General features: G+C 37.6%; 14 protein-coding genes and 1 pseudogene. 11 read left to right on the forward strand and 4 right to left on the reverse strand.

Annotated features, from left to right (window positions below):
• The first annotated feature begins 1 nt into the window (after position 1).
• Together MTQ00_RS05030 and MTQ00_RS05035 are read left to right on the forward strand one after the other, a co-directional pair.
• Positions 2-2,425: a TonB-dependent receptor domain-containing protein gene (locus tag MTQ00_RS05030; RefSeq protein WP_273647960.1), complete on the forward strand. Its 2,424-nt coding sequence runs from the start codon at positions 2-4 to the stop codon at positions 2,423-2,425.
• A 17-nt stretch (positions 2,426-2,442) separates the two neighbouring features.
• On the forward strand, positions 2,443-3,231 hold the full coding sequence (locus tag MTQ00_RS05035) for a phosphatase PAP2 family protein (RefSeq protein WP_273647961.1): 789 nt from the start codon (positions 2,443-2,445) through the stop codon (positions 3,229-3,231).
• A 36-nt stretch (positions 3,232-3,267) separates the two neighbouring features.
• On the opposite strand, the gene pdxR is transcribed toward MTQ00_RS05035, so the two are convergent.
• Positions 3,268-4,722, reverse strand: a complete 1,455-nt coding sequence (gene pdxR / locus MTQ00_RS05040; protein ID WP_273647962.1) for a MocR-like pyridoxine biosynthesis transcription factor PdxR — start codon at positions 4,720-4,722, stop codon at positions 3,268-3,270.
• A 100-nt stretch (positions 4,723-4,822) separates the two neighbouring features.
• On the opposite strand from pdxR, the gene MTQ00_RS05045 reads away from it, so the two are divergent.
• Genes MTQ00_RS05045 through MTQ00_RS05055 form a run of 3 tightly spaced genes read left to right on the forward strand, consistent with a single transcriptional unit; the run spans position 4,823 to position 6,431 of the window.
• A complete protein-coding gene (locus tag MTQ00_RS05045; RefSeq protein ID WP_273647963.1) occupies positions 4,823-5,278 on the forward strand; it encodes a cupin domain-containing protein in 456 nt (151 codons plus the stop codon).
• Between the two features lie 30 nt (positions 5,279-5,308).
• Entirely contained in the window at positions 5,309-6,193 is an 885-nt protein-coding gene (locus MTQ00_RS05050) for a dihydrodipicolinate synthase family protein (protein WP_273647964.1), read from the forward strand.
• A gap of 4 nt (positions 6,194-6,197) precedes the next feature.
• A complete protein-coding gene (locus tag MTQ00_RS05055) occupies positions 6,198-6,431 on the forward strand; it encodes a thioredoxin family protein (protein ID WP_172282865.1) in 234 nt (77 codons plus the stop codon).
• Positions 6,432-6,513: 82 nt separating this feature from the next.
• Here the strand turns inward: MTQ00_RS05055 and MTQ00_RS05060 are convergent, their stop codons facing one another.
• Positions 6,514-7,020 (reverse strand): pyridoxamine 5'-phosphate oxidase family protein, encoded by a 507-nt coding sequence (locus MTQ00_RS05060; protein ID WP_273647965.1) that lies wholly within the window; start codon positions 7,018-7,020, stop codon positions 6,514-6,516.
• A 287-nt stretch (positions 7,021-7,307) separates the two neighbouring features.
• Here MTQ00_RS05060 and MTQ00_RS05065 point away from each other — a divergent pair, with 287 nt between their 5' ends.
• The 6 genes and pseudogenes from MTQ00_RS05065 (at position 7,308) to MTQ00_RS05085 (ending at position 12,093) form a co-directional block, all read left to right on the forward strand.
• Positions 7,308-8,546, forward strand: a complete 1,239-nt coding sequence (locus tag MTQ00_RS05065) for a Na+/H+ antiporter (RefSeq protein WP_172282861.1) — start codon at positions 7,308-7,310, stop codon at positions 8,544-8,546.
• A 136-nt stretch (positions 8,547-8,682) separates the two neighbouring features.
• Positions 8,683-8,933: pseudogene (locus tag MTQ00_RS22260) on the forward strand (DUF6597 domain-containing transcriptional factor); the annotation flags it as partial.
• 186 nt (positions 8,934-9,119) lie between these two features.
• Positions 9,120-9,476 (forward strand): helix-turn-helix domain-containing protein, encoded by a 357-nt coding sequence (locus MTQ00_RS22265; RefSeq protein ID WP_337249981.1) that lies wholly within the window; start codon positions 9,120-9,122, stop codon positions 9,474-9,476.
• A gap of 178 nt (positions 9,477-9,654) precedes the next feature.
• On the forward strand, positions 9,655-10,611 hold the full coding sequence (locus MTQ00_RS05075; protein ID WP_273647967.1) for a nitrilase family protein: 957 nt from the start codon (positions 9,655-9,657) through the stop codon (positions 10,609-10,611).
• 138 nt (positions 10,612-10,749) lie between these two features.
• Complete coding sequence (locus MTQ00_RS05080; RefSeq protein WP_273647968.1) at positions 10,750-11,358, forward strand: Crp/Fnr family transcriptional regulator; 609 nt, start codon at positions 10,750-10,752, stop codon at positions 11,356-11,358.
• A 90-nt stretch (positions 11,359-11,448) separates the two neighbouring features.
• Positions 11,449-12,093, forward strand: a complete 645-nt coding sequence (locus tag MTQ00_RS05085; protein WP_273647969.1) for an NADPH-dependent F420 reductase — start codon at positions 11,449-11,451, stop codon at positions 12,091-12,093.
• A 54-nt stretch (positions 12,094-12,147) separates the two neighbouring features.
• Here the strand turns inward: MTQ00_RS05085 and MTQ00_RS05090 are convergent, their stop codons facing one another.
• Positions 12,148-12,507, reverse strand: coding sequence for a rhodanese-like domain-containing protein (locus MTQ00_RS05090; RefSeq protein WP_273647970.1), 360 nt, complete (start codon positions 12,505-12,507; stop codon positions 12,148-12,150).
• Complete coding sequence (locus tag MTQ00_RS05095) at positions 12,504-12,806, reverse strand: DUF3817 domain-containing protein (RefSeq protein WP_172282849.1); 303 nt, start codon at positions 12,804-12,806, stop codon at positions 12,504-12,506. The genes MTQ00_RS05090 and MTQ00_RS05095 overlap by 4 nt, the downstream gene beginning before the upstream one ends.

The raw sequence follows: 12,806 nt of genomic DNA on the forward strand, positions 1-12,806 counted from the left end.
AATGGGAAAATTCAGGTTGTTATTTTTGTTCATCATTCTATCGTTTTCTTCAGTGATCAAAGCCCAGGTGTCATCTGTAACTGTTTCCGGCCTCGTAACGAATACCGGGAAAGCTGCATTACCTTACACCAGCGTTATTTTAAAATCATCAAAAGACAATGCATTTGTATCGGGAACAATTACCAATGAAGAAGGACGATATTCCCTTACGGAAGTAAAACCCGGAAATTATCAGATTGAAGTTTCAATATCCGGATATGATACGTATAGTCAGCCTCTTTTTGTGGGTAGCCTTTCAGAGTTTCTGGATATTCCTCCCGTTGAGCTTGGACAGCATCTTAATGATAAAGAAACAAAAATAGAAGAGATTATGCTTACAAGTGATAAAAAAAATGAAGTGAGCAACCAGCTTGATAAGAAAACTTATTCTGTTGCGGATAATATCAGCCAAGCCGGAGGTTCTGTATTGCAAAGCATGCAGAATCTCCCGGGAATAACAGTACAGGATGGAAAAGTACAGCTTCGTGGAAATGATAGGGTGACTGTTCTGATTGACGGAAAGCAAACTGCTTTAACGGGATTCGGAAGCCAGACCGGATTGGATAATATTCCCTCCTCGGCAATTGATAAGATTGAGATCATTAATAATCCCTCTTCAAAATATGATGCTAACGGGAATGCGGGGATCATTAATATCATCATGAAGAAAAACAAACAGAATGGTTGGAATGGAAAAGCAGGCCTTACACTGGGGCTCGGATCTTTATGGGAAAGAAAACAAAATCTTCTTACGATACGCCCACAATACAAAACCACTCCCAAGATCAATCCATCGATTTCCCTGAATTACAGAAAAAATAAGATCAATGCTTTTTTACAGGCGGATAACCTTTATACCGAGACCCTTAACAAAAATGAATATGTAAGAAGAATATATGATGATGGAACGGTTATCAACTCACAGTTGAAAAGAAACAGAAATACCAATTTTCTGACTACAAAAGCAGGAATAGACTGGAATATCAATAGCCAGAATACATTGACAATTTCAGGGCTTTACGGAAGTGAAAAAATAAAAGATCGTGGAGATCAGCCTTTTTTTAACGGAGACTTTTCACAGCGTTTACGCTTGTGGCAATTTTTAGAGGATGAATTAAAAACTACGGTAATGGCTACGGCTTCTTACCAGCATAAATTTAAAGAAGCTGGTCACCTGCTTAATATAGGTTTCAATTATACTTTCCACAGGGAAGATGAAAAATATTTCTATGATAATTTTCTGCCTTCTTCAGCAGGAACAGATGCATTTAAACTTCTTTCCGATGAACAGGTTTATGATTTCAATATCGACTATGTGAAACCTTTGAAATATGGACGTATTGAGGCTGGAATCAAGCTTAGAAACAGAAATATACCGACGAATATGAATTTTATCCCGGGGACCAATTCTGTAATTGATGCCAATGCAGGAGGCTGGGCAAACTATAAAGAACTGATTCCGGCAGTATATGGTAACTATGTCTTTGAAAATAAAAAATGGGAAGCAGAACTGGGCTTAAGAATGGAGTATGTAAAAATTCAGTATGATGTAAATCCCAATCATCCTACATATTCAAGTAACGGATATAATTATACCCAGCCTTTTCCTAATCTGAGATTGGCTTATAAGCTTAATGATCACAATAAGTTTTCTGTATTCTATAACAGAAGGGTAGACCGTCCTAATGAGGTTGACATCAGGATATTTCCAAAGTATGATGATGCTGAAATTATCAAGGTTGGAAATCCAGGTTTACGCCCGCAATTTGCGAACTCAATTGAACTGGGGCATAAATACAATTGGGACAGTGGGTATTTGTATTCTTCAGTCTATCATCGTTTTTCAAACGGAACAATTACCAGGATCTCCAGTATTGTTCCCGGAAGTAATTTGATTTATGCCGTATTCCAGAATGCAGGAAGAAGTTATAATTCCGGGATTGAAGCCATCTGGAATCAGAAGATTTCCCCGGTTTATTCATTCAATATCAATGGAAATGTGTACAGGAATCAGATCAACGCCTTTACGGTGGAAAATTTATATCCTCAACCCAATACTTTTTCAGCGGAGAAACAAACTGCTGTTTCAGGGAATATAAAATTCAATAACACCTTTAAATTTTCTAAAGGCATTAATGCTCAGCTTACAGCAGTTTATCTTGCACCGGATATTATTCCACAAGGAAAAGTCAAAGGTCGTTTTTCAATGAACCTTGGAGTAAAAAAATCCATTCAAAACGGAAAAGGTGAAGTTTTTCTAAATGCAACTGATCTTTTTAACACCCTCGTCATGAAAAAACAAATCCAGGGTAGTGGATTCAGGTATACAAGTGACGATTATTATGAAACTCAGGTCATCAGACTAGGCTATAGTTATAAATTTTAATTTCAAATATAATTCAAATGAAAGGTTTAATTGCAGGCATCATTTTAATTTTCATATGCTTTCAGAATGTTGTTGCTCAGGATAGTATAGCTGTGGACAAAGTTAAAGACAGTATAATTTCTCCTGTTGCATTGAATACGGATCAGGCCAATCATCAGTTTTCTTATAAAAAACTAATCATACCCGCGACATTAATTACCTATGGTGTAGCCAGTTTAAGTATTAAAGGACTCAAACAGCTTAATTCTTCAACACAATATGAAATCAGTGAGCACAAGCCTGATCCTATAAAACTGGACAATTATTCCCAGTTTGCACCAGCAGCTCTGGTATACGGATTAAATGCCATTGGAATTAGAGGACAGCATAATTTCAGGGACAGAAGTATTATTTATTGTACTTCTTTACTTATTTCCTCCGCCTTTACATTGCCCCTTAAACATCTCACAAAAGAAGAAAGACCTGACGGGTCGAACAACCTTTCCTTTCCGTCCGGCCATACTGCAATGGCTTTTGCCTCGGCCCAGTTTATGTTCCGGGAATATAAGGATACTAATTTCTGGTTGGGAGTTTCCGGATATTCATTTGCTGTTTTTACGGGAGTTTACAGGATGCTGAATAATAAGCATTGGTTCGGAGATGTGGTAGGTGGCGCTGGTTTTGGTATTTTATCTACAGAATTGGCTTATTGGCTTTATCCTAAAATCAATAAACTTTTAGGAGGAAAAAGTGAAAGATCTCAAACCATGGTAATGCCATTTTATCAGCAGGGAAATGTGGGAATAGGTTTAGTTAAAAATTTCTAAAAAAGCATTTTAAAAATAATAATCAACGAAGCTTTCCTAAGCGGGAGAGCTTCCTTGATGTTGACCGGACAATATTTCCCCGATAACCTTAATGCTTTGATCCAGCTGTTCCTCTGAAAGAGAACCGTAACTGAGTCTGAATCCGTTAATATATTGATCAAAACCATAATGCTTGGGATGAATTATTTTAATTTTATGATCTAATAACAAATCAGTTACTATATCCCAATTCAATTCTGCTTTAGGTGTAATCCAGAAAGCAAGTCCTCCATCTGGTAAATTAAAATCCGCACAACCCGCCATATATTGTTTTAAAAGCCGGTATACAAAATCTCTCTTATTCCTGTAATGAATAGTAGCTCTTTTAATATGTTTCCGTACCGCTCCTTCCTTGATCAGCTCCAAAACAGCCTGTTCCATAATCACATCGCCTTGTACATCAATAATCTTCCTCAATTCTCCGATCTTTTCAAGCAATAAAGTGTCCTTGGTTGCTAAATAGCCTATTCTTAAAGCCGGAGCAACAACTTTACTCATTGTCCCTATATATACATAATTGTCTAGCTCTGCAAAACTTGAAAGGGGAAGGATGGGACGGTAACCAAAATGAAATTCATTATCGTAATCATCTTCAATTATCGTAATGCCATATTCATTAGAAAGATCTACTAATTTTAGCCTTCTAGCGAGACTTAAAGTAACGGTTGTAGGATACTGTCTGTGAGGCGTCAAATATATCGCTTTTATCTTTTTGTTCTTTTTCAGAATTTGAATAAGATCTTCCACGATTATACCTTCTTGATCTACGGAGATGGGCAAAAGTTGGGCTCCTGTATGCTCAATTGCTTTCCAGGCAGGCTTATATCCTGGATTTTCAACCACTACATAATCTCCGGGATTTAGAAGGCTTTTTGCAGTAAGAAACATGGCCATCTGGCTTCCCCGGGTTATGGAAATCTCATGTTCAGTGGTATCCATTCCTCTTTGGTGATTAAGCATCCGGGAAATTGCTCTCCGGAATTCAATGTCGCCATGAACATCTGTATATCCCATCATCTGCCATCTGGCTTTCCTGTCGAATATCTGACGGTAAGCTCTGGCCAATTCAGTAATAGGAGCTATTTTACTGTCTGGATGCCCGTCATCAAAATCAATGATAAAAGGATCTGCATAAGGGATATGATCATTTATACGGGCTTTGGTATCAACGGGATAAATTTCAAATGAAGAAGGTAATCTGTCAGAAACAAAAATACCTTTACGCTCTTTAGAGATTGCCCAGTCCTCATTAATCAAAACCTGGTAAGCCTCAACGACTGTATTTCTGTTCACTTCAAGCATTGAGGCCAGAATACGACTGCCCGGAAGTACATCTCCGGCTCTTAATCTTCCGGAACGGATATCTGCTATGATGGTATCTGCAATCTGAAGATATACTGCTTTTGAGCTTTTTTTATCGATTTTAAATTCTAATTTCCAAGGACGCAACATCTGGACTACCTGTTTTTATAAAAACTGAATCAGTTAACTGGTCCAAATATAAAATAATTTTGTTATGCAATAATGCAAAAAACATTAAATATTTTACATCATGGACAATGAAAAATTCAGTTCAAAAGATTTTCATAAAACTTTTGCAAGACCAGAATTCCAAAAACCCAGTCATCTCATTCATAAAAATGTAGAAAGAGCTGGTGAGCATAATCAGTTTTCAACAGAAAGAAAACATCCTGTTTTCTTTGTGGATCTGCCCAGTAAAAATGTAAGCATGACTATTGGAGGATTATTACCCGGGCAGCAAACCAACAGGCACCGTCATACTTATGAAACCGTTCTTTATGTTATAGAAGGAAAAGGGTGGACGGAAATAGAAGGCGAAAAAGTGGAATGGCAGGCCGGAGATGCTGTATATATTCCATCGTGGGGATGGCACAAGCATCAAAACCTTAGTGATACCGAACCTGCAAAATACATTGCCTGTGAAAATGCTCCGCAATTACAAAACCTGGGAGTAGCATTGAGAGAGGAAGAAGGAAGAGATTTGTAAAATCAAATTACCATTAAAAAGAAGAAATACATGAAAAATGTTCCATTTAAAGGGATCATTGCCTATCCTATAACCCCATTTGATATAAATGAAAAAGTAGATCTCCCTCTTTTCAAAAAGTTAGTCGAAAGACTTGTTGTTTCCGGAAGTAACGGTATTGCACCTTTGGGAAGTACCGGTGTATTGCCGTATTTATCAGATGAAGAAAAAGAGGCTGTAACGGAAGCAACACTAAAGCAGGTAAAGGGAAGGATCCCGACACTGGTGGGTGTTTCTAATTTAACCACTGAAAAAACAACGTATCATGCACAATTTGCTGAAAAGGCGGGAGCTGATGCTGTAATGATCATTCCAATGAGTTACTGGAAATTAACAGACGACGAAATCGTTGCTCATTATGATAAAGTAGCCGGTAAAATATCAATACCCATTATGGCGTATAATAATCCGGCAACCGGTGGAGTAGATATGTCCCCGGCCTTACTGAAAAGGTTGTTGGAAATCCCCAATGTTACTATGATTAAAGAAAGCACAGGTGATATCCAAAGAATGCATTACCTGCGAAAAGAGCTTGGAGAAGATGTCGCTTTTTATAACGGATCGAACCCGTTGGCGCTTGCTGCATTTGCAGCTGGTGCAAGAGGATGGTGTACTGCAGCTCCTAATTTAATTCCTGAACTGAATATAGATTTGTACAAGGCCATTGAAAATAACGAATTACAGGAGGCTCAGGATATTTTTTATAAACAGGTGGAATTACTCAGGTTTATTGTTTCCAAAGGACTTCCGAGAGCGATTAAAGCTGGTTTAAATATCCTGGGTGAAGATGGAGGCTGCTTAAGAAGTCCTCTAAAACCCTTGCAGGAAAATGAAATAAAAGAGTTAAAAAATATTATTAATAACCTTAAAAATTAATCAAATGAAAAAATCCGTTTTTTATCATGCGGGATGTCCTGTATGTGTCAGTGCAGAGCACGATATCTTTAACCTGATCGGTCAAGACAATATAGAAGTTGTACATCTTGGAGAGGAAAGGCACAGAATTGATGCTGCAGAAAAAGCTGGTGTAAAGTCTGTACCTGCTTTAATTACTCCTAACGGGAATGTACTTCATATTAATTTCGGAGCATCGCTGGAAGATGTGAAAAAATAAAATGAAAACAGGTCAAAACCTGTATTAATAGAGAAGGAAAATAATAAAAAAGCAGACCGACAAATCGGTCTGCTTTTTATAATCAAATGCTGGCGTTGCCTTCCACACCATCAGCATTATTGGTCTTGATTCCTGTAACGGCAGAAGCAACAAAGCTTAACAAACTTACCAGTTTTCCAGCCTTAGTGTCCCAGTAATAAGTTTCTTTCGGTTCCACCCGGATAATGGTCACATTAGGATCATCTTTACCATCGAACCAGGCCTTTGCCATTGTAGACCATTTTTCCTCAATTGTAGCTTTATCCTTGTATACAGATGCTTCACCGTATACGGAAAGATACTGGGAATCATCATTATTCATAAAGAATAGTTGGACTCTTCGATCTTCTTTGATCTCAAAATTTTTATTGCTGGTTTCACTGCTTATAAACCATAAATTCCCGCTGTCATCCGTTTCCTGTAAAGTCATAGGACGGGAATTAACAGGAACAGTTTCCAGTTCTGTACAAAACATACAAATTCTTGCTTTCGTCGAAAGTTCCTGAATCTTTTTGATTGCCTCCAAATGGACAAGATCTTTTGTTGACATAATATTATATTTTAAGTGATTGGTTAAGAAAATTGAATAAAATGATAATTCATTTCAGGTATTACACTTCAAAAACCTAACCATAATTTCCAATACAAGATATCAAGTCTATTAAAAACTTGTATTTGTGGTATATTTTTTCCCCTTCTTCTAAAATAAATTTTCCTCTGGTCTTGGATAATACAAAGAAAATGAAAGGACTTTTGATAAGCAGAAATAATATTTGTTACTTTTATACACTCAACAAACAGTTAAAACGATACATTTTCTGAAATACAACAAACCTGATGGAGAACTATGCAGTCATTTTAGTAATTATGGCCCTGATGATCGGGGTGTCCGGTTTAGCCGGTAAATTTAAGGTTCCCGTCCCCATGCTGCTTTTAATTGCCGGGGTGATGATAGGGTTTGTTCCCGCTATGCCAGAGGTTGAGATCAATCCGGAGATCATTATGTTGCTTTTCTTACCTCCTTTATTGTATGATGCAGCATTTAATATCTCATTTCAGCAGTTTAAAACCAATCTCAATACAATAGGTACACTGGCTATAGGACTTGTTTTTATGACTACTGCAGGTATTGCTGTGCTGGCTTATTACCTAATTCCCGGAATGACCTGGCCATTGGCTTTTGTCTTAGGTGCTATTCTATCTGCAACCGATGCTGTGGCAGCTTTAGGCGTAACAAAGGGATTAGGTCTCTCCCATAAAACAATGACTATACTTGAAGGAGAAAGTTTGATCAATGATGCCTCTGCGTTGGTAGCATATCGTTTTGCCGTAGCTGCCGTAACAGGAGTAGCTTTTGTAACCTGGAAAGCGTCCATTGAATTTTTATGTGTACTAGGAGGAGGATTTCTTATTGGCTGGATTATTTTTATAGCATTAAGATTCGCTATTGCCTTCTTCCGTAAAGATGCCATGGTTGTAAACAGCCTGATCCTTTTAATGCCGTTTGTAACTTATCTTATTGCAGAACATTTCAAAGTTTCCGGGGTAATTGCTGTTGTTATGTTAGGTTTGGGAATGTCTAAACTGAGCAGGATTAAATTTCCTGATCATGTAAAGGAACAATCCCGTAATTTCTGGGATATCATTATTTTTCTACTCAATGGATTGATCTTTTTATTGATTGGACTGGAATTTCCTGTTATTTTGAAGAAAATGCCTCAAATCCAGGTATGGACCTACGCGGGTTATGCTGCTATTATTGTGATTGTAACCTTACTGATCAGAATGGCAAGGGTATATCTGCAGCAATTTAACCTTCAAAAGGCATTTCAGGGTAAAAGAAAAATCAGCGAAGAAGCTTTGTTCGACTCCAAAACGAGCTTTATTCTTAGCTGGTCGGGAATGCGCGGAATCGTTTCTTTAGCCATTGCATTAGGTCTTCCAACAACGATTAATGGAGGAGAACCGTTTCCGATGCGTAATGAAATTATCTTTTTATCTGTCGTTGTGGTTTTGATCTCCTTATTAGGACAAGGTTTAACGTTACCATGGATCGTTAAAAAGTTTAAATTATAAATGAAATGGTATAAGCATATTCAAGGCTTTGATTGCTTGTTTTCATCACTCAAACTCTTGCAGCAGACTATGTAAATTGGATACACCGTTTCCGGGATGGCATATTTTATTAGTTATTTTTACCTAATTTTGGATCATGCAGGTTTCTCCTTCCAGTCAATTATCCGGTTTTATCAAACATTACATCTTTTTAAAAAACACTGAAAAAGATCATAAAGACCTGCGTTTATTTGCTGACGGGAATACAGGGCTTATCCTATCACCCGATATGAATATGTCCGATAGTTCAAAGCAAAACCTGCCCTCATCTTTTTTTATGGTCAGCCAACTGTCTACAAAGATCTTTATACAAAAGGGGAGTTTTCTTTATTGGCAGTCGTTTTTCAGCCCTATTTTTTCAATCTTCTTTTTGGTGTGCCTGCTAAAGAAACTAAAAATGAAATCATTTCTGCAACTGATATTTTAAAAAATCAGCTCCTACCATTCCAGGAAAGTCTTTATAAAAAAGATGATCCGCAATCGATAATCAATGCTTTGGATCTCTTCTTCTTAAAACTGATTTCCAAAAAAAATATGTCTGAGCTTTGGCTGATAAAAGCCCAGCAATATCTTTTACAAAATAAAGGAACGGTATCTTTAAAAAAGCTCGAACGCTTTACGGGATATTCCGAAAGGCATATCGAAAGGACATTTGAAAACCATATTGGGCTATCCCCTAAGAGATACAATACCATCATACGGCTTCATCACTTTTTGGGTCTTATGAAGAATACCACTAAAAACACTACCATGACAAGTCTTTCTTATGAAGCAGGGTATACGGATCAGTCACACCTGATCAAAGATTTTAAAAACATCATTGGCCTGACTCCCGGACAATATCTTACAACGAAGAATAAATTAGCTGTTAATTTTATAGAGCTTCATTGAAAGCAATTTAAAGCACAATAAATAAAAAACAGTAACAATTCATTTTCTACTCGCTGGATATAATGAACGTGTTTTTTTTAACTATTAATTTTATTTTAAGATAAAAACGCCACAGAGAAAATGGCGGATTTTTACAATTCCGGAATACTTCAAGCTTATAGCTTTGCTGAAAAAAAATATGACCAATCTAAAAATTTCAAGCGCGCAATTCGAAAACAAAAGTGGAGATAAAGAATACAATCTTTCAGTCATAGAAAAGCTAAGCGAGGAAGCTGCCCATAAAGGTTCACACGTTATTGCCTTTCACGAATGTTCAATCACAGGATATACATTTGCCCGAAAACTAAACAGGGAACAAATGCTCGATATTGCCGAATTCATTCCGAAAGGCAAAAGTATACAGAAACTAAAGGAAATCGCAGGGAAATTTAACATTACCATATTAGCCGGTCTTTTTGAAAAAGATGAGCATGATAACCTTTTCAAGGCCTACGTTTGTGTCGATAAGAACGGATTGGTAGCGAAATACAGGAAACTGCATCCTTTCATCAATCCCCATCTTAGTCCGGGACAGGAATATTGTACTTTTAATATTCATGGATGGAAATGCGGAATTTTGATCTGTTATGATAATAATATTATTGAAAACGTACGGGCTACCAGACTTTTAGGAGCAGATATTATTTTTATGCCTCATGTTACCATGTGTACACCCTCTTCAAGACCGGGAGCCGGTTTTGTAGATGCTCAACTTTGGAAAAACCGGGAAGCCGATCCCACTTCATTACGCCTTGAGTTTGATGGAATGAAAGGACGCGACTGGCTCATGAAATGGCTGCCCGCAAGAGCTTATGACAATGGCATCTACGTTATTTTCTCCAATCCCATAGGAATGGATGATGACCAGCTGAAAAATGGCTGCTCCATGATCATCGATCCTTTTGGAGATGTTCTGGCAGAATGCCGCTCATTTGAAGATAGCTTTGCAACTGCTTTGATCACTTCTGAAAAACTCTTCCAGTCAGGAGGACACCGGTATATTAAAGCGAGACGGCCCGATCTGTATCGGGATATCATTGGACGCGAGCATCAGCCTGAACAGAAAGTAATCTGGTTACATCCTGAAAATGACTAAAATCTACGGATTTGCACAGTTGTATTATTGCCGGAATGCACGGGACTCACTGAATAAGAATTATGATTTCCTTAAATATTGCTGATCAATGGATAAAATTGGCAAAGGAATAGTAAATTTGTCATACGAATCCATTTTATGAAAGAAAATCCCGGACAAGCTTCAGTAGAGCCATTAATTGATTATTTTAACCAACGCATTCCTTTAAATGCGGAGGAACGCCTACTTGTAACTGAACTTTTCAAGCCCAGATTATACAGGAAAAAGCAATATGTTCTTCAGGCAGGAGATCATTGTACTCATTTTAATTTTGTGGTCCGGGGATGCCTCAGGATGTATAAGGTAGACGAAAAAGGCCATACTCATATTATCCAATTTGCTGCAGAAAACTGGTGGATCAATGATATTGGAAGTTTTCATAAGAAACAGCCTTCGGAACTTAATATTGATGCCTTGGAGGATACCATGCTTTTGCAGATCACCCGGGAGGATTTAGTTACTTTGTATACAAATGCTCCCAAATTTGACAGAATCTTCAGGGTTTTGCTGGAAAACAGTTTTATCACATTACAAAACAGATTGTTGCAAAGCATAAGTTCTACAGCAGAAGAACGGTATCTTTTCTTTATGCACACGTATTCCCATTTGTCTAATCGTCTGTCACAAACACAGATTGCATCTTTTTTAGGGATTACACCTGAATTTCTCAGCAGACTCAGAAACAGACTGGTAAAATCAAAATCTTAAACCAGATCAATCGTATTTCTTGATGCAGTTCATTGGAAACAGAGCATTTTTCGGTGGATATTTGTCTTATCAATTTAAAAAGAAATCATTATGACAACATCATCAAAAGTAGCCGTAATCGGCTTGGGAAATATCGGTCAGGCAGTAGCAGGAAATCTTTCAAAGTCCAATACCTCATTTATTGCTGCAGATCGTAATTTAGAAAAAGCAAAGGAACTTTCTGAAAAATGGAATGCTGAACCAAGTGATATTCCAGGTGCTGTAAAAAATGCAGATATTCTAGTCCTTGCTATTCCTTTTGGGACCATCAGTGGATTTATGAAAGACTATTCCGCAGATCTGGAGGGTAAAATCATCGTTGATCCGTCCAATCCGATTGCTCCCGCAGAAAGTGGAGGATTCAAGAAGGTTATCGGAGAAAATGAATCAGCAGGAGAAATCAATGCATCTTATCTTCCTCATGGTGCAAAATTAGTTAAAGCACTGGGAACCTTAGGTGCCGAAACGTTGTCCAACGCAGCATATCAATCTCCAGAAAAAGCAGTCTTATTCTATGCTACAGACGATACCAGTATCGATCCTCAGGTAGAAAAGCTAATTCATGATACCGGCTATGATGCATTAAGAGTAGGAGGGATCGATCAATCGATCAGGATAGAAGTTTTTGGCGACCTTCATGAATTCGGTGCTTTGGGAAAACTGGTTACCTTATCTGAGGCAAAGCAGAAAGTATAAAGATTTTAAAATATTAAATCGAAAAGATCTTTTTGGACCTTTTCGATTTTTTTTTTAATCCGGTTTCAAGGTCTTCTCCAAGTCACTCCATGCTCCACCATTATAAACTTTTAGAAATCCCCTTTCTTTTAAAATACTTTCAGCTTTTACACTTCTGAGCCCATGCGAGCATACGGTGATATACGTTTTATTGGGATCCAATTCGATATACCTTTCCCTTATTGTTCCTAAAGAAATATTGACGGAACCATTAATATGGCCGGTTTCATATTCTTTTTCTGTCCGTACATCCAGGATAACAGCTCCGCTTTTGATAAGTTGGGGCAAACCATTGTCCAGAGTCTGGTATCTGTAGACCCGGTAGATGACATAAATTCCAAGCAAAATTCCCCAGAAAATAAGAAGGTTCTTCATAGCTTGCTTAGTATTTTTTTATCAATATAAAAGGTTCCGAAAGGAATAAAGCAAGCTATTAAGACTTTCCATGTTGTCTCTTTAAATTTCCAGTGTTGCTCAACTCCTACACTCAGGGTATTAAAAAGGAAAAGCAGAAACAGAGAACCGTGAACCGGTCCCATGATCTTTACTAGAGAAGGATTTTCCATTCCATACTTCATAGGAACAGCAATGCAAACGAGGGTTAATAACGAGATCCCTTCAAGAATAGCAAGGATCCGCAGGCGTCCGATTTTGGTTTTAAGTAAATCTGTCAT

This window comes from Chryseobacterium sp. B21-037 (genome assembly GCF_028570785.1).
In the GTDB taxonomy this organism is placed as follows: domain Bacteria; phylum Bacteroidota; class Bacteroidia; order Flavobacteriales; family Weeksellaceae; genus Chryseobacterium; species Chryseobacterium proteolyticum.